General features: G+C 71.6%; 25 protein-coding genes. 18 read left to right on the forward strand and 7 right to left on the reverse strand.

Going from position 1 to position 25,093, the window contains the following annotated elements:
• Window positions 1–28 precede the first annotated feature (28 nt).
• The 6 genes from egtA (at window position 29) to Ato02nite_RS00350 (ending at window position 5,640) form a co-directional block, all read left to right on the forward strand.
• Window positions 29–1,252 carry an ergothioneine biosynthesis glutamate--cysteine ligase EgtA gene (egtA, locus tag Ato02nite_RS00325; protein WP_213004252.1) on the forward strand — a complete coding sequence of 408 codons (1,224 nt, stop codon included), beginning with the start codon at window positions 29–31 and terminating at the stop codon, window positions 1,250–1,252.
• Window positions 1,249–2,547: an ergothioneine biosynthesis protein EgtB gene (gene egtB / locus Ato02nite_RS00330; protein WP_213004253.1), complete on the forward strand. Its 1,299-nt coding sequence runs from the start codon at window positions 1,249–1,251 to the stop codon at window positions 2,545–2,547. The genes egtA and egtB overlap by 4 nt, the downstream gene beginning before the upstream one ends.
• Window positions 2,547–3,293 carry an ergothioneine biosynthesis protein EgtC gene (egtC, locus tag Ato02nite_RS00335; protein WP_213004254.1) on the forward strand — a complete coding sequence of 249 codons (747 nt, stop codon included), beginning with the start codon at window positions 2,547–2,549 and terminating at the stop codon, window positions 3,291–3,293. The genes egtB and egtC overlap by 1 nt, the downstream gene beginning before the upstream one ends.
• Window positions 3,290–4,255 carry an L-histidine N(alpha)-methyltransferase gene (egtD, locus tag Ato02nite_RS00340; protein ID WP_213004255.1) on the forward strand — a complete coding sequence of 322 codons (966 nt, stop codon included), beginning with the start codon at window positions 3,290–3,292 and terminating at the stop codon, window positions 4,253–4,255. The genes egtC and egtD overlap by 4 nt, the downstream gene beginning before the upstream one ends.
• A 102-nt stretch (window positions 4,256–4,357) precedes the next feature.
• On the forward strand, window positions 4,358–4,942 hold the full coding sequence (sigK, locus tag Ato02nite_RS00345) for an ECF RNA polymerase sigma factor SigK (protein ID WP_213004256.1): 585 nt from the start codon (window positions 4,358–4,360) through the stop codon (window positions 4,940–4,942).
• A complete protein-coding gene (locus tag Ato02nite_RS00350) occupies window positions 4,939–5,640 on the forward strand; it encodes an anti-sigma factor (protein WP_213004257.1) in 702 nt (233 codons plus the stop codon). The genes sigK and Ato02nite_RS00350 overlap by 4 nt, the downstream gene beginning before the upstream one ends.
• On the opposite strand, the gene Ato02nite_RS00355 is transcribed toward Ato02nite_RS00350, so the two are convergent.
• Together Ato02nite_RS00355 and Ato02nite_RS00360 are read right to left on the reverse strand one after the other, a co-directional pair.
• Window positions 5,637–6,278: a GGDEF domain-containing protein gene (locus Ato02nite_RS00355; RefSeq protein WP_213004258.1), complete on the reverse strand. Its 642-nt coding sequence runs from the start codon at window positions 6,276–6,278 to the stop codon at window positions 5,637–5,639. The genes Ato02nite_RS00350 and Ato02nite_RS00355 overlap by 4 nt on opposite strands.
• The gene (locus Ato02nite_RS00360; RefSeq protein ID WP_213004259.1) at window positions 6,257–6,862 is read right to left on the reverse strand and encodes a hypothetical protein; all 606 of its coding nucleotides are present in this window, start codon (window positions 6,860–6,862) and stop codon (window positions 6,257–6,259) included. Before Ato02nite_RS00360 ends, Ato02nite_RS00355 begins: the two co-directional genes overlap by 22 nt.
• Before the next feature lie 187 nt (window positions 6,863–7,049).
• Between Ato02nite_RS00360 and Ato02nite_RS00365 the strand changes: the two genes are divergently transcribed.
• Complete coding sequence (locus Ato02nite_RS00365) at window positions 7,050–7,745, forward strand: SDR family NAD(P)-dependent oxidoreductase (RefSeq protein ID WP_213004260.1); 696 nt, start codon at window positions 7,050–7,052, stop codon at window positions 7,743–7,745.
• 5 nt (window positions 7,746–7,750) lie between these two features.
• Here the strand turns inward: Ato02nite_RS00365 and Ato02nite_RS00370 are convergent, their stop codons facing one another.
• From Ato02nite_RS00370 to Ato02nite_RS00380, 3 genes are all read right to left on the reverse strand, one after another.
• Window positions 7,751–8,767, reverse strand: a complete 1,017-nt coding sequence (locus tag Ato02nite_RS00370; RefSeq protein ID WP_213004261.1) for an aldo/keto reductase — start codon at window positions 8,765–8,767, stop codon at window positions 7,751–7,753.
• Window positions 8,768–8,809: 42 nt separating this feature from the next.
• The gene (locus tag Ato02nite_RS00375; protein ID WP_213004262.1) at window positions 8,810–10,390 is read right to left on the reverse strand and encodes an ABC-F family ATP-binding cassette domain-containing protein; all 1,581 of its coding nucleotides are present in this window, start codon (window positions 10,388–10,390) and stop codon (window positions 8,810–8,812) included.
• Window positions 10,391–10,544: 154 nt separating this feature from the next.
• A complete protein-coding gene (locus tag Ato02nite_RS00380; RefSeq protein ID WP_213004263.1) occupies window positions 10,545–11,333 on the reverse strand; it encodes an IclR family transcriptional regulator in 789 nt (262 codons plus the stop codon).
• A 127-nt stretch (window positions 11,334–11,460) separates the two neighbouring features.
• Between Ato02nite_RS00380 and Ato02nite_RS00385 the strand changes: the two genes are divergently transcribed.
• The 11 genes from Ato02nite_RS00385 to Ato02nite_RS00435 all read left to right on the forward strand — a co-directional run bounded on the left by Ato02nite_RS00385 (window position 11,461) and on the right by Ato02nite_RS00435 (window position 23,593).
• Window positions 11,461–12,210, forward strand: coding sequence for an SDR family NAD(P)-dependent oxidoreductase (locus Ato02nite_RS00385; RefSeq protein WP_213004264.1), 750 nt, complete (start codon window positions 11,461–11,463; stop codon window positions 12,208–12,210).
• Window positions 12,211–12,220: 10 nt separating this feature from the next.
• Window positions 12,221–13,015, forward strand: coding sequence for an SDR family NAD(P)-dependent oxidoreductase (locus Ato02nite_RS00390; RefSeq protein ID WP_213004265.1), 795 nt, complete (start codon window positions 12,221–12,223; stop codon window positions 13,013–13,015).
• Window positions 13,015–14,034, forward strand: coding sequence for a GlcG/HbpS family heme-binding protein (locus Ato02nite_RS00395; protein ID WP_213004266.1), 1,020 nt, complete (start codon window positions 13,015–13,017; stop codon window positions 14,032–14,034). Before Ato02nite_RS00390 ends, Ato02nite_RS00395 begins: the two co-directional genes overlap by 1 nt.
• Before the next feature lie 391 nt (window positions 14,035–14,425).
• Complete coding sequence (locus Ato02nite_RS00400) at window positions 14,426–15,331, forward strand: ketopantoate reductase family protein (protein WP_246605924.1); 906 nt, start codon at window positions 14,426–14,428, stop codon at window positions 15,329–15,331.
• A gap of 170 nt (window positions 15,332–15,501) precedes the next feature.
• The gene (locus Ato02nite_RS00405) at window positions 15,502–16,494 is read left to right on the forward strand and encodes a sugar ABC transporter substrate-binding protein (RefSeq protein ID WP_213004268.1); all 993 of its coding nucleotides are present in this window, start codon (window positions 15,502–15,504) and stop codon (window positions 16,492–16,494) included.
• Between the two features lie 10 nt (window positions 16,495–16,504).
• Window positions 16,505–17,530 carry an ABC transporter permease gene (locus Ato02nite_RS00410; protein WP_213004269.1) on the forward strand — a complete coding sequence of 342 codons (1,026 nt, stop codon included), beginning with the start codon at window positions 16,505–16,507 and terminating at the stop codon, window positions 17,528–17,530.
• The gene (locus Ato02nite_RS00415) at window positions 17,527–18,321 is read left to right on the forward strand and encodes an ATP-binding cassette domain-containing protein (RefSeq protein WP_213004270.1); all 795 of its coding nucleotides are present in this window, start codon (window positions 17,527–17,529) and stop codon (window positions 18,319–18,321) included. The genes Ato02nite_RS00410 and Ato02nite_RS00415 overlap by 4 nt, the downstream gene beginning before the upstream one ends.
• Window positions 18,318–19,676: an FAD-binding oxidoreductase gene (locus Ato02nite_RS00420; RefSeq protein ID WP_213004271.1), complete on the forward strand. Its 1,359-nt coding sequence runs from the start codon at window positions 18,318–18,320 to the stop codon at window positions 19,674–19,676. Before Ato02nite_RS00415 ends, Ato02nite_RS00420 begins: the two co-directional genes overlap by 4 nt.
• Entirely contained in the window at window positions 19,669–20,088 is a 420-nt protein-coding gene (locus Ato02nite_RS00425; RefSeq protein ID WP_213004272.1) for a VOC family protein, read from the forward strand. The genes Ato02nite_RS00420 and Ato02nite_RS00425 overlap by 8 nt, the downstream gene beginning before the upstream one ends.
• Entirely contained in the window at window positions 20,085–20,957 is an 873-nt protein-coding gene (locus tag Ato02nite_RS00430) for a flavodoxin family protein (protein ID WP_213004273.1), read from the forward strand. Before Ato02nite_RS00425 ends, Ato02nite_RS00430 begins: the two co-directional genes overlap by 4 nt.
• Complete coding sequence (locus Ato02nite_RS00435) at window positions 20,954–23,593, forward strand: family 78 glycoside hydrolase catalytic domain (RefSeq protein ID WP_213004274.1); 2,640 nt, start codon at window positions 20,954–20,956, stop codon at window positions 23,591–23,593. Before Ato02nite_RS00430 ends, Ato02nite_RS00435 begins: the two co-directional genes overlap by 4 nt.
• On the opposite strand, the gene Ato02nite_RS00440 is transcribed toward Ato02nite_RS00435, so the two are convergent.
• Both Ato02nite_RS00440 and Ato02nite_RS00445 read right to left on the reverse strand, forming a co-directional pair.
• The gene (locus Ato02nite_RS00440) at window positions 23,586–24,389 is read right to left on the reverse strand and encodes an ABC transporter ATP-binding protein (protein WP_213004275.1); all 804 of its coding nucleotides are present in this window, start codon (window positions 24,387–24,389) and stop codon (window positions 23,586–23,588) included. The two genes, Ato02nite_RS00435 and Ato02nite_RS00440, sit on opposite strands and share 8 nt — an antisense overlap.
• A complete protein-coding gene (locus Ato02nite_RS00445) occupies window positions 24,386–25,060 on the reverse strand; it encodes a FadR/GntR family transcriptional regulator (protein ID WP_213004276.1) in 675 nt (224 codons plus the stop codon). The genes Ato02nite_RS00440 and Ato02nite_RS00445 overlap by 4 nt, the downstream gene beginning before the upstream one ends.
• Window positions 25,061–25,093 lie beyond the last annotated feature (33 nt).

Raw genomic sequence — 25,093 nt, forward strand, 5'->3', positions numbered from 1 at the left:
ACGTTTCGTGACGACGGGAGTTCGTCTGATGACGACACTCGACCACGACGCCGCCGCGGCCACCAGCCGCCGGTTGCGTACTCAGGAGGAAGTGGAGGCGCACATCCGCGCCATCTGCTTCAAGACCGGCCCACCTCAGCTCGTCGGTGCCGAACTCGAATGGACCCTGCACCACGCGGCCGCACCCCATGCGCCGCTCGAAGCCGCCACCGTGCGGCAGGCCCTCGGCCGGCACACGCCGGCCGTTATTTCTGCCGGAAACTCCCCCGGCCCCCTGCCCTCCGGCGGCGAGATCACCCTCGAACCGGGCGGGCAGGTGGAGATCTCCTCGGCCCCGGCCGGCTCGCTGAGCGAGTTGTACGCCGCCGTCACCGCCGACCAGGACTACCTCACCGACCTGCTCGACGACTCCGGGCTCGTGCTCGGCCGGCACGGCATCGACCCGTACCGTTCGCCCCGCCGCCTGTTGCACACGCCGCGCTACAACGCGATGGAACAAGCCTTCGACCGCCGCGGCCGGCACGGCCGCACCATGATGTGCAGCACCGCCGGCCTGCAGGTCTGCCTCGACGCCGGCCCCGCGAGCGAGCTGCCCACCCGATGGCGGGCCGTGCAGGCCCTCGGCCCGCCGATGGTCGCCCTCTTCGCCAACTCCAGCCGGTTCGCCGGTCGCGACACCGGCCTGGCGTCGGCCCGGATGGCGGCGTGGTGGGGCATGAACCCGCGCCTGACCCATCCGCCGGTCGGCCCGCCCGACGATCCGGCGGCCGGCTGGGTGCGGTTCGCCCTGGCCGCCCCGCTGACCTGCGTGCGGCGCGACGGCGCCGGCTGGGACCCGCCGCCCGGCGCCACCCTGGCCGACTGGGTGAACGGGGCGCTTCCCGTCCCGCCGACCGTCGCCGACGTGGAGTACCACCTGAGCCTGCTGTTCCCGCCGGTGCGCCCGCGGGGATACCTCGAGGTGAGATACCTCGACTGCCAGCCGGGCGGCGAGTGGATCGCCCCGGTCGCGATCATCGCGACCCTGCTCGGCGATCGGCCCACTACCGAGGCGGCCCTCGAGTTGGCCGAGCCGGTGGCCCAGCGCTGGCATCCGGCGTACCGCTCCGGTCTGGCCGACCGCGCGCTGAAGCGCGCCGCGGCGGCCCTGGCCGACCTGGCCGGCCGCCGCCTCGACCGCACCGGCCTGCCCGCCACCGTCCGCGCCCACGTCATGGACATCGTCCACCGTCGACTCGAGGAGCAACGATGACCCACGAGACCGACCGCCTGCGCGACCTGGTCGCCACCGAGCTGGGTCGCGCCCGCGACCGCACCACCCTGTTGACCGAGGCCGTCGACGACGGCGACCTGGTCCGGCAGCACTCGCCGCTGATGTCACCGCTGGTCTGGGACCTCGCCCACGTCGGCAACCAGGAAGAGCTCTGGCTGGTCCGGGACGTCGGCGGCCGGGAACCGGTGCGCCGCGACATCGACGAGCTGTACGACGCGTTCAAGCACTCCCGCCGCGACCGCACCCAGCTGCCGCTGCTCGATCCCCGCGAGGCGCGGAAATACACCGCGACCGTGCGCGACAAGGTGCTCGACGTGCTCGACCACGCGCCGATGGAAGGCACGCCCCTGGTCGAGCGGGCCTTCGCGTTCGGCATGATAGTGCAGCACGAGCAGCAGCACGACGAGACCATGCTGGCCACCCATCAGCTGCGGGCCGGCGCGCCGGTGCTGTCGGCGCCGCCGCCCCCGGTCCCGGCCGGGAAAGTCACCGGTGAAGTGCTGGTTCCGGCCGGCGAGTTCACCATGGGCACCAGCACCGAGCCATGGGCCCTCGACAACGAGCGGCCCGCCCACCGGGTTTTCGTGCCGGCCTTTCACATCGACCGGGCCCCGATCACCAACGCGGAATATGCGGCGTTCATCGACGCCGGCGGTTATGACGATCCGCGTTGGTGGACAACCGCCGGGTGGGATCACCGCCAGGCCGCCGGGCTGGTCGCGCCTCTCCACTGGACCCGCGACGTCTCCGGTTGGGCGTCGACCCATTTTGGCCGCACAAATCCGATAAATCCAGACGAGCCGGTCGTGCACGTCTGCTGGTACGAAGCCGCCGCCTACGCCGCCTGGGCCGGGAAACGGCTGCCCACCGAGGCCGAATGGGAGAAAGCCGCCCGCTGGGACCCGGCCACCGGCCGGTCGCTGCGCTATCCGTGGGGAGACGACCCGCCCGGGGTCGAGCACGCCAACCTCGGCCAGCGTCATCTGCAGCCCGCCCCGGTCGGCGCCTACCCGGCCGGTGTCTCGCCGCTCGGCGTGCACCAGCTGATCGGGGACGCCTGGGAGTGGACGTCGAGCGACTTCCACGGTTACCCCGGGTTCACTCCGTTCCCCTACCGGGAGTATTCGGAGGTCTTCTTCGGACCTGATTACAAGGTGCTGCGCGGCGGCTCGTTCGGCACCGACCGGTCCGCGGTGCGGGGCACGTTCCGCAACTGGGACTACCCGATCCGCCGGCAGATCTTCAGCGGCTTCCGCTGCGCGCGAGACGCCTGATGTGCCGCCACCTGGCCTACCTCGGTCCACCCGCACCGCTGGCCCGCTGGCTGATCGACCCGCCGCACTCGCTGATCCACCAGTCGTGGGCGCCCCGCGACATGCGCGGCGGCGGCACGATCAACGCCGACGGCTTCGGCGTCGGGTGGCACGTGCCGGGTGGCGGCACGGTCCGCTACCGGCGGCCCACCCCGATCTGGAGCGACACCACGCTGCCCGCCCTCGCCGCCTCGGTCTCGACCGGGGCGGCGCTGGCGGCGGTGCGCAGCGCCACCGTCGGGATGCCGGTGACCGAGACCGCCGCCGCGCCGTTCGGTGACGGGCCCTGGCTGTTCAGCCACAACGGGGTCGTCACCGGCTGGCCCGGCTCGATGGCCAAGCTCGCCGCCACCCTGCCGCCGGAGGACCTGCTCACCCTGGAGGCGCCCACCGACGCGGCGTTCCTCTGGGCGCTGGTGCGCGACCGGCTGCGCGCCGGCGGCGCCCCGGCCGACGCCGTCACCGCGGTGGTCGCCGAGGTGTCCGCCGCCGCACCCGGTTCCCGGCTCAACCTGCTGCTCACCGACGGCGTCACGATCGTGGCCAGCACCGTCGGCCACGCCCTGTCCGTCCGCTCCGGCGCCGATTTCGTGCTCGTCGCCTCCGAGCCGCTCGACGTCCACCCCGCCTGGCAACCGGTTCCCGACCGCATCCTGCTGGTCGCCACCGCCGCCGGCGTCACCACGACCCCGCTGGGAGACCGATGACTCTCGAAGTCCACCTCGACGACGAAGACCTGGCCCGCACCCTGCGCGCCGACGTGCTCGCCGGCCTGACCGCCAGCCCGAAGTGGCTGCCCCCGAAGTGGTTCTACGACGCCCGTGGCAGCGAACTGTTCGAGCAGATCACCGAGCTGCCCGAGTACTACCCGACCCGGTCCGAACGGGAGATCCTCACCGACCGGGCCGGCGAGATCGCCCGGCACACCCGGGCCCGCACCCTCCTCGAACTCGGCTCCGGCTACTCGACGAAGACCCGGCTGCTGCTCGACGCGCTCACCGCCGCCGGCACCCTGCAGACCTTCGTGCCGATGGACGTCTCCCCCAGCGCGCTGTCCGCCGCCGCGGCTCAAATCGGTGCCGACTATCCGAGCCTGCGGGTGCACAACATCGTCGGCGACCTGACCCGGCACCTGAAACACCTGCCCGGCGGCGGCGACCGGCTGGTCGCCTTCCTGGGCGGCACGATCGGCAACCTGATCCCGGCGGAGCGGGCCGCGTTCCTGAGCGACATGCGCGCCGTCCTCGAGCCCGGCGAACACCTGCTGCTCGGCACCGACCTGGTGAAGAGCCCGAGCGTGGTGGTTCCGGCCTACGACGACGCCGAGGGCGTGACCGCCGACTTCAACCGCAACGTGCTGCGGGTGCTGAACACCAGCCTCGGCGCCGACTTCGACGTGGACGGTTTCGCCCATGTGGCGCTGTGGGACCCCGACCGCGAGTGGGTCGAGATGCGCCTGCGCGCCCGCTGGCCGATGCGGGTCACCATCCCCGGCGTCGATCTGGTGGTCGACTTCGAGGCGGGCGAGGAGATCCGCACCGAGGTCTCCGCGAAGTTCCGCCGCTCCGGGATCGAGCACGAGCTGGCCGAGGCAGGCTTCGCCCTCGACCACTGGTGGACCGACCGAGCCGGCCTGTTCGGCGTCTCCCTGGCCCGCGCGATCAGCTGAGCCACCCGGCGGCGCCGCCGACCGCGGCGCCGCCGATAAACTCCCGCCCATCCGCCGGCGCCCCAGAGCCGAATGGGGAGTAACGACGACGGAAGGGCGCACATGGCCGACCCCGCCACGAGCCGCTGGAAATCGGCCGCGGACGACAGACCGGACGACCTCCTACCGGCCGTCGCACGCGGTGACGAGAAGGCGTTCGGCAAGCTGTACGACCTGGTCGCGCCCCGGGTCCACGGGCTGATCCGGCGGGTGCTGCGCGATCCGGCGCAGGCCGAGGAGGTCACCCAAGAGGTGCTCGTCGAGGTGTGGCGCACGGCCGCCCGCTTCGATCCGGCGCGCGGCTCGGCCACCGCGTGGATCTGCACGATCGCGCACCGGCGGGCCGTCGACCGGGTCCGCGCCGAGCAGGCCGCCGCCGACCGGCTCGCATTCGTCGGCCGGGCCGCCGTCGACATCCCCTACGACGAGGTCGCCGACGAGGTGTCCGGCCGGCTGGAACGCCAGCAGGTGCGCCGCTGCCTGCACGACCTCACCGAGCTGCAACGCCAGGCGGTGACCCTCGCCTACTACCAGGGCCACACCTACCCGCAGGTGGCGCAGTTGCTGGGCGCTCCCCTGCCGACGGTGAAGACGCGGATGCGGGACGGCCTGATCCGGCTGCGCGACTGCATGGCGCTGGCCTCATGACCGCCGACGTGCATTCGCTGATCGGGGCCTACGTCCTGGACGCGGTCGACGACATCGAGCGGGCCGCCTTCGACCGCCACCTGCGGGAGTGCCCGGCCTGCCGGCTCGAGGTGGACGAGCTGCGGGAGGCGTCGGCCCGGCTGGCCGAGGACGCCTGGTCGGTGCCGCCGCCCGCGCTGCGCGGCAGCGTGATGGACGCGATCGCGGCGACCCGCCAGGTCTCGCCGGAGCCGGCCGCGCCGAAACGCCAGCCGCCGGCCCGGCTGCGCCTGCTGTCCGCCGCGGCCGCCGTCGTGGTCGCCGCGGGCGGGGCCGTCTATGCCGTTCAGGAGTTGCGGGTACGGGCGGAGCACACGCGCGTGGAATCGCTGGAAACCCTGCTCTCCGCGCCCGACCTGACGGTGCACGACGAGCCGGTCACCGGCGGCGGCACCGTGACGGTCGCGGTGTCGAGGTCGCGGGACGCCGCCGTGATCACGCTGAACGCCGCCACCGCCCCGGGCGACGGCCGCGTCTACCAACTGTGGACGATCCGCGCGGCGAAACCGGTCCCTGAGGGCACTCTGACCGCCGGCGAGACGACGACCAGGCAGATCGTCGACGGCATCGGCGACGCCACCGACGTCGGCGTCTCGATCGAACCCTCCGGCGGCTCGACCACCCCGACCATGCCGCTGGCGGCCGCCGTGCACCTCTAGGCCGGGGCGGTGACGTGCACGGCGTACCCGGTCGTGCGGTTCTGCTTGGCCTGGTACATCGCCGTGTCGGCCCGGTGCAGCAGGGCGTCCGCATCGTCCTCGCCGGGCAGCGCGAGCACGATGCCGAAGCTGGCCTGCGGTTGCACGGCAACGTCGCCGATCTCCACCGGTTCCCGCATCGCGGCCATGATCCGGCTGACCACGGCGACCGCCTTGTCCACCGAGTCGACGTCGTGCAGCACGATCGCGAACTCGTCGCCGCCCAGCCGCCCCACCACGTCGGTGCCGAACACGCTGCTGCGCAGGATCCGCCCGAACGCCACCAGCAACTGGTCCCCGGACTCGTGCCCCAGATTGTCGTTGACCTGCTTGAAACCGTTCATGTCGATCAGCACGGCCGCCACGTTGCCGCGTCCCCGCCCGCGCGCCAACGCCATCCGCAGGCGCTCGTACAGCTGCCGCCGGTTGACCAGCCCGGTCAGCGTGTCGGTGGTGGCCAGCTCGTGGTTCTCCCGCAGCGCGATGATCTGCCGGAGCACCACCACCCCGGTCATCGCGACCGCGCCGAGCACCAACCCGGCCGTCCGCAGCGGGAAGTCCCGCACGGCGACCAGCATCAGCGCGTAACCCACGCCCATCGCCGCGTACGGCAGCCGGGCGACGGCCCGGGCGGCCGGGTCCTCGATCCGAGGCGGTGCCCGCCGGCCATCCGCACCTGGGTGAACGCGGCCATGGTGAGCAGGAAGTGCCCGGTGATCCAGCACGCGAACTGCCACCGGTCGGGCGGCACGTCCCCGAACCGGCTCTGCCGGTAACCCAGGTAGGCGTCCCCCACCATCAGCATCACCATGGCGAGCAGGATGAGGACGGCCGGCCGACGCACCGAGTCGGCCGCCCCGCGCATCAGCAGAACGGTCGCCCCGAAAATCATCACAAGGTCGAGAACCGGGTACGCGAGGGCCGCGGCCAGGGTTTCCCCCGACGCGATCAGGCCCTCGTCGACCTCGACGAACCAGAGCAGCATCCCGCTGCCGATCATCACCACCGCGGTGTCCAGCCACATCTTGTGCCGGACCCGCTTCCCGCGGGTCCGCAACGGCAGCATCAGCAGCCCCGCCAGCAGCACCGGCGCGAACAGTAACCGCAGCAGGTCAGCCGGCGTAGGGAAGTGCTCCCCCGACGGGTAGATCGCGCGGAGCAGCCCCGACACGGTCAGCAGCACCAGCGAGACCCCGATAACCCCCCACGCCCGCCGTACATGAGGAACTCGCCCCACCGCCAGAACCGGGTCACAGCCCTACCGATCGGTCACACCCCGCGTGTGCTGAGCCGTTCATAACCGCGGCCGATGGCGGCCATCAGCAATTCCGGCCTCCCGGATCGCCCGCGCGAACCGCACAGTGGATGCCATGCGACGCATCGTGGTGACCGGCGCGGCCTCCGGAATCGGCGCCGCGGTGACCGACGCCCTGCGGGCATCGGGCGACGAGGTGGTCGCCCTGGATCTGTCCGCGTCCGCTCCTTTCGACGTACGGGCGGAGCAGGCGTGGACCGACCTGGCGGCATCCTTGGCCGGCGCCCCGCTGCACGGCCTGGTCAACTGCGCGGGGGCGACGTGGCGGGCCCGCCTGGGTTCGGTCGAGGCGGCCGACTTCGAGCGCGTCCAGGCGGTGAATGTGCTCGGCCCGCTGCTCGGCATCCAAGCCCTGTCCCCGCTGATGGGGGCGGGTTCGTCGATCGTGAACGTGGGCTCCCTGGCGGCCGTACAGGGCCATTATCCGATCGCGTACACCGCCAGCAAATGGTCGTTGCGGGGGTTGACGCACGCAGCTTGCCTCGCGCTGGGCCCGCAGGGCATCCGGGTCAACATCGTCCACCCGGGCTTCATCGACACCCCGATGACCGCCTCGGCCGCCCCGGCATTCCGGGCGGCCAGCATCGCCGAAACTCCCCTCGGCCGGGCCGGGTCACCGGCCGAGGTCGCCGCGGTGATCACGTTCCTGCTCAGTGACGCCGCCGCCTACGTAACCGGAGCCGAAATCCCGGTCGACGGAGGCGCAAGCTCCCACGGCGGCGCCAAGTCGGTCTCCGACGCGCTTCGCTGAGTCGGTCAGCGGCGGCGCTGGGTCTTGTCGGTCAGGGAGGGAGGCTCGTAGCCGGCGTCGGTCGGGTTGAGGTTGGTGCCCGGCGGGACGATCTCGTCGATGCGGTCGAGGATGTCCGGCGTGAGGGTGACCTTGTCGGCTTCCAGCTGGGACTCCAGGTGCTCCAGGGTCCGTGGACCGATGATGGCGGACGTGATCGCGGGGTGGTTCAGGACGAAGGCCAGGGCCAGGTGGATCAGGGTCAGGCCGGCCTCGTCGGCCAGCGTCTGAAGTTTCTCCACCGCGGCCAGTTTGGAGGCGTTCGCCGGGTTGGTGGGGTCGTATCTTGTCGGGAGGCGGGACGCTCGCGGGGAGATCGGCCCGGTCAGGCCCCGGTGGTAACGGCCCGACAGGTAGCCTCCGGCCAGCGGGCTCCACGGGATCACCGCCAGGTGGTAGCGCTGGGCCACCGGCAGCACCTCGCGTTCGATGCCGCGGACCAGGATCGAGTACGGCGGCTGCTCGCTCACCACCCGTTCGCGGCCGCGGCGCTCGGCGGTCCACTGGCCCTCGACGATCTGGGACGGCTCGAACGTGGAGCTTCCGATGTAACGGATCTTGCCCTGGTGGACCAGGTCGCTCAGGGCGCCCAGGGTCTCGTCGAAGTCGGTGCCGGGTTCGGGGCGGTGGACCTGGTAGAGGTCGATCCGGTCGGTGCCCAGTCGGCGCAGGCTGTTCTCCACCTCGGTGATGATCCAGCGGCGGGAGTTGCCCCGGGTGTTGAGGCCGGTGCCGATCTGGCCGTGGAATTTCGTGGCCAGGAAGACGTCGTCGCGCCGGTCCTTCAGGGCCTTTCCGACCACCTGCTCGCTCTCGCCCTGGGTGTAGACGTCGGCGGTGTCGATGATGTTGATGCCCTCGTCGAGCGCCCGGTGGATGACGCGGACGCCGTCGGCCTCGTTGGCGAGGGTGAAGTTCATGGCGCCCAGCGTCAGGCTGCTCACCTGGACGCCGGTGCGACCGAACGGGCGGTACTCGACCATCTCATGCTCCTTCGAGGACTGCGGCGGGACAGCCAGTCCGGTTTACCACCCGTTGTCCAGGGTCAACCGGCGGTCGATGCCGATCTCGGCCAGGAACCGCTCGTCGTGGCTGACCACCACGAACGCTCCCCGGTAGGCGCCGAGCGCACTCTCCAGCTGACCCACGCTGACCAGGTCGAGGTTGTTGGTCGGCTCGTCGAGCAGCAGCAGTTGCGGGGCCGGCTCGGCGCACAGCACACAGGCCAGGGTGGCCCGCAGCCGCTCGCCGCCGGAGAGCACCCGCACCGGCAGGTGGGCCTGGTCGCCGCGGAACAGGAACCGGGCCAGGCGGTTCATCCGCTCGCGGTCCGGCAGCGTGGGCGCTTCCCGGGCGAGGTTCTCGGCCACGCTCAGGTCGTCGTCGAGCAGGTCCAGGCGCTGCGAGAGGTAGGCGATGCGGCCCTCGGTGCGCCGCATGTGGCCGGCGTCGGGGGTCAGGTCGCCGCTGATCAGCCGCAGCAGGGTGGTCTTGCCGGAGCCGTTCACGCCGGTCAGCGCGATCCGTTCGGGGCCGCGAATCGTCAGGTCCAGGTCGCGGAAGACGTCCCGCACCCGCAGGCCGTCGCCCTCGAACAGCGTGCGGCCGGCCGGGACCGCGGTGTCCGGCAGGTCGATGACGATCCGGTCGTCCTCGCGGGTCTGCCGTTCGGCCTCGTCGAGCCGGGACTGCGCGCCGGCCATCCGGTTGGCGTGGGTCTGCCCGGCGCGGCCGGCCGACACCTCGGCGCTGCGCTTCATGTTCCCGGCGAACAGCTTGGGCAGGCCGGCGTCGGCCAGGTTGCGCTTGGCGGTGGAGGCACGGCGGGCCGACCGCTCCCGGGCCTGCTGCAACTCCCGCTTCTCCCGCTTCACCTCGGCCTCGGCCGACCGCACGGTGCGTTCGAGGGCCTCGCGGTCGGTGCGCGCCGCTTCCTCGTACGCGGAGAAGTTGCCGCCGAAGAAGGAGAGGCCGCCGCGGTCCAGGACCGCGATGCGGTCCATCCGGTCGAGGAGCTCCCGGTCGTGGCTGACGATCAACAGACAACCACCAAAATCTTCGAGTACGGCGTGCAGCCGCTCGCGGGCAGCCCGGTCGAGGTTGTTGGTGGGTTCGTCGAGCAGCAGCACGTCGGGGCGGCCGAGCAGCTGGGCGGCGAGCCCGAGGGACACGGTCTGGCCGCCGCTGAGCGTGCCGAGCCGCCGGTCGAGGGTGACGTCGCCGAGCCCGAGGCGGTCGAGCAGGGCGCGGCTGCGTTCCTCGACGTCCCAGTCGTTGCCGATGATAGTGAAGTGTTCCTCGGCGGTGTCGCCCGACTCGATCGCCCGCAGGGCGGCCAGCCGGTCGGCGACGCCGAGGATCTCGGCCACCGTGGGCTCGCCGGTCAGCGGCAGGTCCTGCCGGAGGTAACCGACCGTGCCGGTGGTGGTGATGCTGCCCGCGGCCGGGGTCAGCTCCCCGGCGATCAGGCGCAGCAGGGTGCTCTTGCCGGCGCCGTTGGCGGCGACCAGCCCGGTGCGACCGGCCGGGACGGTGAAGGTGAGGTCCCGGAAGACGGCAGTGTCGTCCGGCCAGGAAAAGGACAGATGGGTGCACACGATGGACATCAGGAGTAGACCTCTGGTGCGAAACGGACACGACGATGCGCATGGACAGCAGCCGGGATCACCCGGAGATGTCGTCGTCTCCCGAAAGCACCAGTTCCTCCTCGGTCAGTGGCCCGTCAAAACTACCACTCTCGTCCTGCGAAGAGCGCTTTAATTAGTCCCGCGAGATCAACTCGGAGATCTCCCGGCAGGCCGCGAGGACGACCGGGCGCAGCTCGCGGACGATCCGCTGGGCCGACCAGTCCCGGGCCTGCACGGCCAGGTTGACGCCGGCCACCACGCGACCGTCCGGGCCGGTGATCGGGCCGGCCACCGAGCGCAGACCGTACGCCAGCTCCTCGTCCTGCACCGCCCAGCCCTGCTCGCGGATGCGGGCCAGCTCCTCCTCGAGCTCGTCCAGCGAGACCTTGGCGTTCGGGCCGTGCTGGCTGGGGAACGACTCGGCGGTGACGAGTTCTCGCAGAGCGTCGGGGGCGAGGTGGGCGAGCAGCAGCTTGCCGATCGACGTGTGCACGGCCGGGAGCGTCGAGCCGACCTGGATGTTCGCGGTGACCAGGTCGGAGTTGCGCAGCCGCACCAGGTAGAGCACCCGGTCACCGGTGAGCACGGCCAGGTTGACCGTCTCGCCGGTCGCGGCGGCCAGTCGCTGCAGCCGCGGGGTGGCCAGTTCGACCAGGTCGAGGCTGCGCAGCGCGGCCGTGCCGAGGGTGAGCACCCGGACGCCGGGCCGGTAGTCGCCGTTGGGCAGGTGGTCGAGGTAGCCCTCGGCGGTCAGCGTCTGCACCACCCGGTAGGCGGTCGGCATCGGCAGCCCGGCCGCCTCGGCCAGGTCGGTGACTCGCCAGGTGGGCCGCTGCTCGGTGAAGAGGTTGAGCAGCCGCAGCCCTTTGGCCAGCGCTTCCACCCGGTATTCGGGCTTTGCTTCCGTCGCCGGTCGCGCCATCGAACCCCCCTTGTCGCCTGTCGACGGTCAGCCTACGGCCCCGCGTCCCGGACCTATTTACAGCCCTTCACCCACCGTCTACGGTAACGGAAGTCGCTTTCATAATGCGAGAACTGAGGTGCCACCCATGCGTGATTGGCTAGCGCTGACCGATCGACCGGCCCTCGTGATCGGCGCCGGCGGGCTGGGGGGTGCCAGCGCGGTCAGCCTCGCGGCCCAGGGTGCCCGGGTCGTGGTCGCGGACGTCAATGAGGAGAACCTCGAGTCCGTGGCCCGGCTGGGCGAGGGCCGGATCGAGACGATCAAGTGCGACCTGCGCGACCCGCAGCGCTGCCGGGACGTCGTCGACGAGGCGGCCGCCCTGGTCGGCGTGCCGCAGGTGTTCCTGCACGCGGTCGGCCGCAACATCCGCCGGCCGGTCCTCGACCTCACCGATGCCGACTGGCAGCAGCTGGTCGAGCTCAACATGTCGACGGCGTACTGGCTGGGCCAGCACGTCGGGCGGCTGATGGTCGGCGCCGGCTACGGCCGGATGGTGTTCGTGTCTTCGGTGTCCGGCCTGCTCGCGCACGCCAAGCACGCGCCGTACGCGGCAACCAAGGGCGGGCTCAACCAGCTGGTCCGGGTGATGGCCCGGGAATGGGCCGAGCACGGCGTGACGGTCAACGCGGTCGCCCCCGGCTACATCGAAACCGACCTCACCAAGGACCACCTCGACAAGGATGGCAATCGCGAGGCCCTGGAGAAGCTGGTGCCGGCCCAGCGCCTCGGGGTGCCGTCGGAGGTCGCCGACGCCGTGACCTTCCTGGCTTCCGACCGGGCCGGCTTCATCACCGGCCAGGTGCTCTACGTAGATGGCGGACGAGTACTCGTATAAAGGACGAAAAATGGCATTGAATCCCACTCCCATCCCCCGCCGTTTCGAGGGCCGCTCGGTCCTCGTCACCGGAGCCGGCACCGGCTTCGGCGCCGAGATCGCCGTCCGCGCCGCCCAGGAGGGCGCCCGCGTCGTCGGCGTGCACTACCGCTCGTCCAAGGGCGGCGCCGAGCAGACCGCCGACCGGGTCCGCGAGGCCGGCTCCGAGCCGGTGCTGCTGCAGGCCGACATCGCGCTCTGGCCGCAGGTCGCCCAGCTCGCCGACGACGCGTTCAAGCAGCTCGGCGGCGTCGACGTGCTGATCAACAACGTGGGCGACGTGGCCCGCGAGCAGATGTCATGGCGGGACATCACCGAGGAGTCCGTCGACCACGTCCTGGCGGTCGACATCAAGGGCACCATGGCCTGTGTTCACGAATTCGGCGCCCGTATGCTCGACCAAGGACACGGCTCCATCGTCAACATCGGCTCCACGGTCATCGTCCGAGGCAGCGCCCGCGCCCCGCAGTACGCCGCGGCGAAATACGGTCTGCTGGGCCTCACGAAGTCGTACGCGCAGGCGTTCGCACCCACGGTCAGGGTCAACGTCTTCGCCCCCGGCTTCATCGAGACCGACGCGACGCTGGGCCGTGAGGACTGGAAATCGGGTCGTGGAGACCAGCTGCGCAAGCTGACCCCGATGGGCCGCATCCCCGGCCCGGCCGAACTGGCCGGCACCGCACTGTTCCTGGCCACCGACGACGCGTTCCACATGACCGGCGGGTACATGGTCGCCGACGGCGGGTACAACATGGTCGGCGCCTGATGGGCGGGGTCCACCCCGCCGACGTGGGTTTGGCGGAGGCCCGCGCGCTGGTGCGGCGGGCGGTGGACAAGGCCGAGCAGTTGGGCCTGCGCGGTGCGATCGCCGTGGTCGGCGCGAGCGGCGCACTGGTCACGGCGTCCCGCCTCGATCACGGCGGCCCCGGCGGCATGGCCCGGGCCCGCTCCAAGGCGTGGATCTCGGCAACCCAGCAGATCCCCAGCTCGGAGCACCTGCAGCGGATGACCACGCTGCCCGTCCCGATCTCCACCGGCTTCGTGACGGCCTCCCCCGAGGCGCTCTTCCCCGGCGCCGGCGGCCTGCCGGTCCGCGACGCCGCCGGCACGGTGATCGGCGGCATCTCCGCCTCCGGCGCCACGGTCAGCCCGTTCCTGCCCGCCGGAGTGGCCCCCGAGTCGGTCAGCGCCGACGGCAAACCGGCCAACCCCGAAGACCTTCTTATCGCGTACGCGATGGGCACGCCCTATGTCGGCCAGCACGGCGACGACGAGGCCCGGTGGAAAGCCCGTTTCGGGGATCTCGTCATCTCCCCCGAGGCCAGCCTGGGCATGAAGCCGGCCAGTCCGGCAACAGCCCAGGACGAGCTCGACTGGGCCCTGACCCTGGTCGACCGAGTGCTGGCCGAGGCGACCCGGCAGGGCCTGGCCGTGAGCGTCGCGATCGTGGACCGAGGCGGCGACCCGATCCAGCAGGACCGCATGGACGGCGCGGTGGCCGGCGGCGTCGAGGTGGCCCTGGCCACCGCAAGCGCCGCCGCCCGCTTCGGCATCCCGAGCGAACACCTGGCCGCGTGGTACCCCGCCGACCAGCTGGCAGCACTGCATCCCGCACCACTGCTGGCCGCCCCCGGAGGCCTGCCGATCGAGCTGAACGGCCAGGTAGTAGCCGGCCTGGGCATCGGCGGAGCCCAGCCGGCCCGCTGCGCCGCCCTGGCCAGAGAAGCGCTGACCCTGGCGCCAACCATGCCGACCCCACCGACCCGGCCGGCCAACCCATCATGACCAGCCCGCACCCGGCAGCCGCCAAAGAAACCACCACATGCCACCTATTTCACCCGGCACCAGTGAGGCCTCACGCGATCTTGAAGACTTCCAGCAAGGACCGCGCACCAGCTCCCCAAGATCGCCACAAGCGCCACGAGGAAGGCCACGCCGGAGGCCGCGCACCGCTTAACCCCCACGCGATCTTGAGAAGTTCCAGCAAGGACCGCGCAGCAACTCTCCAAGATCGGGGCAAGCGCCGCGCAGGAAGCCACGCGCAAGGCGCGCTGATCGAGCCCCGCGCGATCTTGAGGAGTTTCGGCGCGGAGCGCGCTGTAGCTCTTCAAGATCGGCGGTTGGGGCTCTCGGGTGGCGGGTGTGCGATGTGGGGTGTCGAGTGATTCGGGTGGCTGTGCTGGGTTGTGGGGCTATCGGCAGCCTTTATGCCGCTCATCTCAGCCGCTCGGGGGGCGTCGAGGTCTGGGCCGTTGATCCCTGGGCGGCGCACATGGCCGCTGTCCGGGAAAGCGGGTTGCGGGTCACCGGGCTGGCTGACTTCGTCGCGCCGGTGCACGCCGTTACCGACGCGGCCGAGCTTCCCGCCTGTGACCTGGGCATTGTTGCCACCAAAGCGCTTCATACGGGCGCTGCCGTCGCGGCCGCGGCCAAGGCGCTCGCGGACGCCGGGGTGGTCAGCGTGCAGAACGGGGTCGGCAACGAGGAGATCATCGCCGAGCATGTTCCCCGGGTCATGCGCGGCACCATCGTCACCGCGGGGGCGGTCACCGCGCCCGGCGTGGTGCGTTACGACGCGCCGGGTGACTCGTGGATCGGGCCGTTCGAGCCGAGCCCGGCCCGGCCCGACGAGATAGAGCTGCTCGCCGGTCTGCTCAATCAGGGTGGGCTCACCACACATGCGGTTGCCGACGCGCGTGGGCCGCAGTGGACGAAAGTCGTGTTCAACGCGGCCACCAGCCCGCTGTCCGCGCTCACCGGCCTCACTGTGGGCCAGGTCTGCACCGATCCTGGCCTGCGCACCGAGGTGGAGCGGCTGATCGACGAGGCCCTGGAGGTCTGCGCCCGGGCCGGCATCACTCTCACCCGGGATCCGCGCGCCTCCGTGGAGGAGGCCATCCGGGAGGCGTACGCCCATAAGCCCTCGATGTTGCAGGACGTGCTCGCCCGGCGGGCCACCGAGATCGCCGTGCTCAACGGCGGTATCGCCGCCGAGGGGCGCCGGACGGGCGTGCCCACGCCGGCCCACGACGCCATGGTTGCGCTGGTGAACGGCCTGGAAAGGTCCTGGCCGGCCGGGTAGCCGACACAAGTTGGAAATGGTCCGGTCAAGCCATGGACATCAGCCGCACCGGTCCCCTATGTTCTCAAGTAATTCAGAAATCGGCTTTCACGATGTGAAAGCGGCGGCTGACAAAGCGCCCGAATACCTCATTCTTTTCATGTCTTCTCTTCCTCAAGAGGAGTTCGTTCATGACTTTTCTCCGCCGGCGCCCGTTCCGCGCCTTGGCCGTCGCCCTTGCCACCACTCCTCTCCTGCTCGCCGCGGCCTGCAGCCACGCCAGTGACACCCCGGCCGGCAGCACCGAGTCGGGCAGCACCAAGGCACTGCCCAAGACGCTGGTGTTCTCCCCGCTCTCGCTCGCCCCGCCGGCCCTCAAGGGCCTCTCCGAGGGCGTCAAGGGCCTGGCCTCCGGGCAGGGCTGGGAGGTGATCGTCCAGGACCCCAACTTCGACGCCACCAAGCAGGTGCAGCAGCTCAACGAGGTGATCAGCTCGGGCCGGGCGGGCGCCGCCTGGATCCTCGCGGTCGCCCCCAAGTCGCTCGGCGACCTGATCAGGACGGCCCAGTCGAAGGGGGTGCCGCTGCTGGTCAACGGCAAGCCCGACGAGTACGGGTTCTCCGGCCCCCAGCCGGGCATCACGTTCGACTACATCGACTACACGGCCGGCGGCAAGGCCCTCGGTGAGCAGCTCGGCAAGTGCATCACCGAGAAGAACGGCGGCACCGGCAAGGTCCTCTACGTGGCCAGCCAGGAGGGCACCGCGGGCAAGCAGGAGTTCGACACCGCCGCCGCCGAGGCGTTCAAGGCCGCCGCGCCGAACGCGACCCTGGCGCAGACCGTCGTCGCGGTGGACCGGGCCAAGGCGCAGACCGACATCGGCAACGCGCTGCAGGGCAACCCCGATCTGGCGGGTGTGTTCTCGGCCAACGACGAGGGCGCGCTCGGCGCCATCGGCGCCTTCAACGCGGCCGGTAAGAAGCTCAACTGCGTCACCGACTTCGGCGGCAACGACGAGGTCCTCAAGAACGTCAAGGACGGCAAGATCTACGCCTCGGTGGCGCTGCAGTTCAACGACGACACGGCCCAGTCGTTCAACACCCTCGTCAAGATGCAGGCCGATCCGAAGGCCAACGGCGAGGTTCTGATCGTCCCGCAGAAGACCTTCACCCAGGGCAGCTGAGGCAGAGGAAATGACCGTGACCATCGCCGCCGCGAAAGCGGTCAACGCCGAGAAGGACAAGGATCCGGCGCTCATCCGCTGGCTGATCTTCGTACGGGACCGGGGGATCTTCGTCCTGTGGGCCGTGCTGCTGATCGCGTTCAGCATCTGGGCCAGCCCGTACTTCGCCAGTCTCGACAACGGGATCCTGATCGCCAACGCCGCCGCCCTCACCGCGATCTTCGCGGCCGGCATCGCCGTCGGCATCATCTGCGGCGCCCTGGATCTCTCGATCCCGGGCACCGCGGCCCTGGCCGGTTGCGTCTGCGGCTGGCTGATCACGCACGGCACGCCGACCGGCCTGGCGATCGTGGTCGCCCTGGTCCTCGGCGGGTTCGTCGGGCTGATCAACGGCCTGATCTCGCTGCGCGGCTTCAACCCGATCATCGTCACCATCGGCACCCTGTCGGTGATGAGCGGGGCCGCGGCGGGCATCGCCGGTGGCTACACGATCTCCGGGCTGGACTCGCTGGTCTTCATGGGCACCGACCGGTTCGCGGGGCTACCGGCCCCGGTCTGGATCACCGCGGCGCTGTTCGCGTTGCTCACGGTCTTCCTCACCCGCACCCGCGACGGCATCCGGATGATGGCGGTCGGCGGCAACGCCGAGGCGGTCCGCCGCTCCGGCATCCATGCCGACCGCTACAAGGTGCTCGGCTTCGTGATCAGCGGGTTCTGCGCGGCGCTCGGCGGCCTGGTGACCACCGCGCTGGTCACCGAGGCCAACCCGGCCGCCAACGTCAGCATCATCTTCAACGCGCTCACCGCGGTCGCGCTGGCCGGTGTCTCGCTGGCCGGTGGGCGGGGCTCGCTGCCCCGGGTGCTGGTCGGCGCGCTGATTCTCGGCACCATCTCGAACGCGCTGACCATCAAGGGCGTCTCGCCGTACTGGGCGACCGCCACCACCGGCCTGCTGCTGCTCGGCTCGCTCGCCGTGGAGAAGTGGGTGTCGACCACCGTGTCCCGCCGGCTCGTGCAGCACGAGGTGAAACGATGACCGCGACCGCCTTGGAACTGAGCAACATCGACATGCACTACGGGTACGTCCGGGCGCTGGACGGCATCGACATCGCGGTGCGTCAGGGCGAGGTGCTCGGCCTGCTCGGCGACAACGGCGCCGGCAAGTCGACGCTGCTCAAGGTGATGTCCGGGGCGCACCAGCCGACCAGTGGCGAGATCCGGGTGCACGGCACCGCGGCGACGTTCGGCTCCCCCGCCGACGCCACCCACGCCGGCATCCAGATGGTCTACCAGGACCTCGCACTGGTCGACGCGCAGGACATCGCCACCAACCTCAACCTGGGCCGGGAGATCCTGCGGCGGGGCCCGCTGGGCTGGCTCGGTTTCGTCGACCACAAGGCCCAGCGTCGTCGCTCGGCCGCCGAGTTGGAGAAGCTCGGGGTCCGCACGGCGGCGGTGACCCGGCCGGTGGAGATGCTTTCCGGCGGCCAGCGTCAGGTCGTCGCCCTGGCCCGGGGTGCCACCCGGGTGAACGGCGAGCAGAGCGGCATACTGCTGCTGGACGAGCCGACCGCGGCGCTGGGTTACGAGCAGACCCAGCAGGTGCAGTCGCTGATCCGCCGGCTGGCCGACCAGGGCGTGGCCTGCGTGCTGGTCACCCACAACCTGCCCCTGGCGATGGCGGTCTGCGACCGGATCGCGGTGCTCAACCGGGGTCGCAAGGTCGCCGACATCCCGGCCGCCGAGACCGAGAACGACCATCTCGTCGGCTGGATCACCGGCGCCCGCGCGTCGATGTTCGCCCCCGCGCCGGAGGCCGCGGCATGAGGCTGTTCCTGCGCGGCTTCGCCGGTTATGAACAGGCCCGGGTCGGCCGGGTCTTCAACCACCGCCGGCCGGATCGCTACCCGGCCGCCGTTCTCCTCGCGGAGAGCGCCGACGATGTCGCCGACGGCGTGCGGCTGGCCGCCGAGCGGGGCTGGCCGGTCAGCGTCCGCTCCGGCGGTCACTCCTGGGCGGCCTGGAGCGTCCGCGACGACGCCCTGCTGATCGACCTCGAAGGACTCAATTCCCTCGCGTACGACGAGGAGAGCGGCATTGCCGTCGCCGGCCCCGCCGTGCGGGGTGGCCGCGAGCTCGCGCCTTTTCTCGCCGAGCGCGGCCGCGCGTTCCCCGGCGGGCACTGCCCGACCGTCGGCATCGGCGGGTTCCTGCTGCAGGGCGGCCAGGGCTGGAACAGCCGGTCCAAGGGCTGGGCCTGCGAGAGCGTGGTCGCCGTCGACGTGGTGACCGCGTCCGGTGAGCGGCTCCGCTGCGACGCGAGCCAGAACAGCGACCTCTACTGGGCGGCCCGCGGCGCCGGACCGGGTTTCCCGGCCATCGTCACCGCGTTCCACCTGCAGACCTACCCGGCCTACCCGCACCTGTGGCACGACACCTGGTCGTTCTCGCTCGACGATGGCGAGGCCCTGCTGTCCTGGATGCATGAGCTGCTGCCGAAGCTGGACCGCCGGGTCGAGCCGGTCATCGCCGCCACCCGCCTGCCCGGTGTGCCGCTCGACGAGGGCGTCGCCCATCCCGGCACGGTCCTGCTGCTGCACACCACCGCCATGGTGTCGAGCCCGGAGGAGGCCGACGAACTGCTGCGGGTCTTCGACAGCTGCCCGGTGCCGAAGATCGGGCACGTGCGCGGCGAGACCAGTCTCGCCCAGGAGGGCGACGCCCAGGAGGAGCAGAGCCCCGAGGGTCACCGGTACGCGGTCGACTGCACCTGGACCGACGCGCCCGCCGAGCGGCTCGCCCCGCCGCTGCTGCGGCTGTGGCGGGAGCTGGACACCACCCACTCGTTCTCCATCTGGTACGGGTGGGCGCCGACCCGGCCGCTGCCGGACATGGCGTTCTCGGTCGAGGGCAACGTCTACATCGCCACCTACGTGGTCTACGAGGACCCGGCCGACGACGAGAGGTACCGCACCTGGGTGCACGAGCGGACCGCGGCCATCGCGGCCGACGGCGGCGCCGGCGTCTACCTCGGCGACACCGACTTCACCGGCCGGCAGGACCGCTTCCTCTCCGACGCCAACTACCGGCGGCTCGAGGAGATCCGGGCCGCCCGGGACCCGGACGGCCGGTTCGTGTCCTATCTGGCGGCCGACCCGGCCCGGCTCAACGTCCATGGCTGAAGCCCGGCTCGACCACGTCGGGCTGTCTGTGCACGACCTGGACGCGGCGGCCGAGTGGTACTGCGCCGCGTTCGGTTACCGCCGCGAGCTGGCTCTGCGGGTCGACCCGATCGACCTGGACATCGTCATGCTGCTGCACCCGGCGCACGGCGACCGCCTCGAACTGCTGCACCGGCCGGGCTCGGTGGCCGGCCTGCGGCCCGCGAACCCGGCCGAGGCGGCGCTCTCCGAGGCGTACGGGCATATCGCCTTCGATGTTGTTGATCTTGACGCCGATTACCAGCGGATCGTCGGGCTCGGCGCGCGGGCCGTGCTGGAACCCCGGCCGTCGCCGGAAGTGGGCGTGCGGATGGCCTTCGTCGCCGACCCCGAGGGCAACCTTGTCGAATTGATGCAGAGGGGGCACCCGTGAGCCGAGTCCTCGGCCTGTCGGCCGGCAACGCCGGCGGCAGTGCGGAAATCGTGCTGTGCACCGCGCTCGGCGCGATCGGCGGCGCCGGCGCCGACCTCGTCCGGCTGGCCGACCTCGATCTGACCTCGGCCGGCGACCTGGACTGGCTGTGGGAGAAACTGGTCGACGCCGACGCGCTGATCGTCAGCACCCCGATCATGTCGCGGACGGTCTCGGCCAACCTGAAGCTGCTGGTCGACCGCCTGCTCGGCCCGAACGCGGACGCCGCGATCATCGAGCAGCTGGTCGCGCTGCGCCGCTCCGGCACCGAACCGGCCGTCCCGTTCCGGGTCGACGAGCGCGTGCTGCGGCCGCGGGTGGCCGGCTTCCTCGCGGTCGGCGGCTCACTGACGCCGCAGTGGAAGACCCTGGCTCTGCCGCTGCTGCACACGGTCACCTTCTCCATGCACATCGCCGTGGTCGACCAGGTGGCGTTCGGCGGCGCCGGCACCCCGCAGTCGATCCTGCTCGACGACGACGCCCTGGAGCGGGCGGCCCGGCTGGGCGCGAATGTGGCGAGCCAGCTCGGCAAGGCCTTCGACGACGTCGACTACCTGGGCGAGCCGGGCCTGTGCCCGCTGTGCCATCTCAACGTCGTCGAACTGCACGGCACCGACGCGGCCTGCGCGACCTGCGGCGCCCGCGGCCGGCTGCGGCCCGACGGCTCGATCGAGTGGACCGATCTGACCACGTCGGTGCTGACCATGGCGGAGAAGCGGGCCCACGGCGCCGAGATCCAGGAGACCGCCGCCCGCCACCACCCACTGGCCGCCGAAATATCCGCGCGCAGGTCGAAGATTCCGGCATTCGAGCCGGTGACCCCGCGATGACCGGCCGCGCTCTGCGGGTCGAGCATCTGGCCACGGCACTCGGGATCCATGTCCGTTCGCCGCGGCTCTCCTGGCAGTTGCCGGCCGGCGCCGCACGGCAGATCGGATACCGGCTGCGGGGCGACAACGGCTGGGACACCGGCCGGGTCTCCTCCGACCGGAGTGTGCTGATCCCCTACGACGGGCCGGCGCTCGCCTCCGAACAGCGGGTCACCTGGCAGGTCAAGGTGTGGACCGACCGGGGCGAGCACGGCTGGTCACCGCCCTCGTGGTGGGAGATGGGTCTGCTGGCCGAGAACGACTGGTCCGCCGCCTGGATCGCGCCGGAGACGGCCGGAACGGACCGCCCGGGCTACCTGCTGCGGTCGGCCTTTGAAACGACTCAACCGGTCGTGCGGGCCCGGCTCCACATCACCGCGCACGGCCTCTACGAGGCGTTCCTCAACGGCGAGCGGGTCGGTGACGCCGAGCTCACGCCCGGCTTCACGCAGTACCGCAGCCGCCTCCAGGTGCAGACCTACAACGTGACCGAGATGATCGGGAGCGGACACAACGTTCTCGGGGCGATCCTCGCGGACGGCTGGTTCCGGGGCCAGACCGGCGCCCTGCGCTCCACCGACCAGTGGGGCACCGAGACCGCGCTGCTCGCCCAGCTGCACCTGTGGTTCGCCGACGGCACCGAGCGGACCGTCGGCACCGGTCCCGGCTGGCGGGCCGGGACCGGCCACGTGCGCAGCGCCGACCTGATCGCCGGCGAGACCTGGGACCTGCGGCAGTTCCCGCACGGCTGGAACTCGGCCGGCTTCGACGACCGCGGCTGGCCACGGGCGGTTCCCCGGGACCTGGGCTACGCGACACTGACCGACTCGCCGGCCCCGCCGGTGCGCCGGATCGAGGAGGTCGTGCCCGTCGCGGTCACCGAGCTGGGCCCGGACCGCTACGTCGCCGACCTCGGCCAGAACATCAACGGGTGGATCCGACTCGGACTTCGGGGCGCTCACGGCGTACCCGTCGAAGTCACCCACGCCGAGGCCCTCGGGGCCGGCGGCGAGGTGACCACCGAGCACCTCCGCCCGGCCTTTCCGTTCCTGCCCGAACCGCTGCCGGCCGGCATGGTCGACGTCGTCGTGCCGGCCGGCCCGGCCGGCGCGACGTTCGAGCCGCGCCGCACCACGCACGGCTTCCGCTACGTGCGGGTCGAGGGTCAGCAGGTCGGCCCGGACGACGTCCGCGGCATCGTCGTGCACACCGACCTGCGCCGCACCGGCTGGTTCGCGTGCAGCGACGACCGGATCAACCGGCTGCACGAGGCGGCCGTGTGGAGTCTGCGGGACAACGCCTGCGACATCCCGACCGACTGCCCGCAGCGGGAGCGGGCCGGCTGGACCGGGGACTGGCAGGTGTTCGTGCCGGCCGCCGCGTTCCTCTACGACGTGGCCGGCTTCAGCACGAAGTGGCTGCGGGACGTGGCCGCCGACCAGTGGCCGGACGGCACGGTCGCGAACATGAGCCCGTGCCCGCCGGCCGAGGGCCGCGACTCCAGGATGGCCATGCTGAACGGGTCGGCCGGCTGGGGCGACGCCGTGGTGATCGTGCCGTGGCAGCTCTATCGGTCGTACGGTGACGAGCGGATCCTCGCCGAGATGTGGCCGGTGATGGAGGCCTGGATCGGCCGGGCCGCGTCGATGGCGCGCACCCGCCGGCATCCGGAGCGGGTTGCGCGGCGACCGGTGGCGGCACCGCACGAGGCGTACCTATGGGATTCGGGTTTCCACTGGGGTGAGTGGCTGGCCCCCGGCGAAGAGCCGGGCGATTTCCCGTCATTCGTCGCCGCCGACAAGAGCGACGTCGCGACGGCCTATCTCGCGCATTCGGCGGGCCTGATGGCCCACATCGCCGCGGTCATCGGCCGTGATCCCGCGCCCTATGCCGCCCTCGCTTCCGGCGCCCGCGACGCCTGGCAGCGGGAGTTCCTCGCGGCCGGCGACCTGACGCCGGACACCCAGGCCAACCACGTGCGGGCACTCGCCTTCGACCTGGTTCCCCGGCCGCTCCGGCAGTCGACCGGCGATCGGCTCGCGGCCCTGGTCGAGAAGGCCGGCACGCACCTGGCCACCGGCTTCCTGGCCACTCCGGACCTGCTGCCGGTGCTGGCCGAGGCCGGCCATCTCGATGTCGCCTACCGACTGCTCTTCCAGGACACCGTGCCGTCGTGGCTTGCCATGATCGACCGCGGGGCGACGACGATGTGGGAGCGCTGGGACGGCATCGACGAGGCCGGGGTGCCGCACGAGTCGCTGAACCACTATGCGAAGGGCGCGGTCGTCTCGTTCCTGCACCGCTACGTCGCGGGCCTGTCGGAGCTGTCGCCGGGCTACCGGACGTTCCGGGTGCGCCCACGGCCGGGTGGCGGCCTGACCTGGTCGCACGCCGCGCACGAGACGCCGTACGGCCGGATCGAGGTGCGCTGGTCGGTGACCGGCGGACAGGTCGATCTGTCGGTCTCGGTGCCGCCCGGCACCACGGCCGAGGCGGTCCTGCCCGACGGCACGACCCGCCGGCTCACCCCCGGCGAGCATCACGTCACCTACTACCAGAGCCTGCTCACCGCCGGGACCGTCGAGACCCTCAGCTGAGCGATGCCCGGGCCGGGCGAGCGGCCCGGGCACTCCACCGCCCGTCGCGGAACTCCACATCGATCGGATGCCGGAACGCCGCGGTGACGTTCTCGCTGGTCAGCACGGCGTGCACCGGGCCGGCCGCGACCACCCGGCCCTCGGCGATCAGCAGGGCGTGGGTCGTACCCTCCGGAAGCTCTTCCAAATGGTGGGTGACCAGCACCGACGCCAGCTCCGGGTGGGTGCGGTGCAGCAGGTCGACGGTGTCCAGCAGCTGCTCGCGGGCGGCGACGTCGAGGCCGGTGGTCGGCTCGTCGAGCAGCAGCAGCCGCGGGTCGGCCACCAGCGCGCGGGCGATCAGGGCGCGGCCGCGCTCCCCCTGCGACAGTGTCGGCCAGCGATCCTCGGCCCGCGCCGCGAGCCCGAGCAGGTCGATCAGTTCCCGGGCCCGGCCGAGCTGAGCCGCGGTCGGCTCCCAGCGCGACGGGGTCTCGACCGTGCCGGTCAGCCCGGTCAGCACCACCTCGCGCACGGTCAGCGGCGAGCGCAGCGGGTGGCGCGGGTTGACGTGCCCGATCGAGCGGCGCAGCGCCTGCAGCTCCACCGTGCCGAGCTGCCGGCCGAGCACGTGCACGGTGCCGCTGGTCGGGTGGGTCACCGCCCCGCAGAAGCCGAGCACCGTGCTCTTCCCGGCGCCGTTCGGGCCGAGCATCACCCAGTGCTCCCCGGCGTTCACGGTGTAGTCGATGCCGTACAGGATCTGCTTTCCGTCCCGCCGGAAGGTGACCCGGTCGAGATGCAGGACGATGCTCACTGGTTTTCCTTCTCCATGGCCGTCTTGACCGATTCGATGAGCCCGTAGGAGGCCGACACCGCGGCCTCCCGGTCGCCGTCGCGGATGGCGTCGCGCAGGGCCGCGTGCGAGTCCCGGACCACCGGGTCCTCCGGGAAGATCGCGGTGTCGACGATCGACTGGTTGATCACCTCGGCCACCGCGTCGTAGAGCCGCAGCAGCAGCGGATTGCCGCTCGCCCTGATCACGCCGCGGTGGAACGCGGCGTCCGCCTCGACGTATCCGGCCCGGTCGCCGATGTCGTGCGCCCGCGCCCGGGCGGCCAGCGCCGCGTCCAGCGCGGCCACATCCGCCCCGGCGGCCAGCCGCGCCGCGGCCGCCTCCAGACCCGCGCGAACGTCCAGCACCGCGGTCAGCGGCGACAGATCATCCCGTACGAGTACGCCGGTGATCTCGTTCGTGGCGCGCACGTACGTGCCGTCGCCGACGCGCGGTTCCAGGATGCCGGTGAGGCTCAGCGCGCGCAGCGCCTCCCGCACGGTGCCCCGGCTGACCCCGAGCTGGCCGGCCAGTTGGACCTCGCCGGGGATCTTCTCCCCCACGGCCCAGGCACCGGACTCGACGAGGCCGCGGAACTGCTCGGCGACCTGCATGACCAGCGGAGCCTGCCGCACCGGGCTACGCAACGACATGCCGCCGAGTGTAAATGTAGGACATCTTGGTGG

It is taken from the genome of Paractinoplanes toevensis, assembly GCF_018332695.1.
Lineage (GTDB): Bacteria > Actinomycetota > Actinomycetes > Mycobacteriales > Micromonosporaceae > Actinoplanes > Actinoplanes toevensis.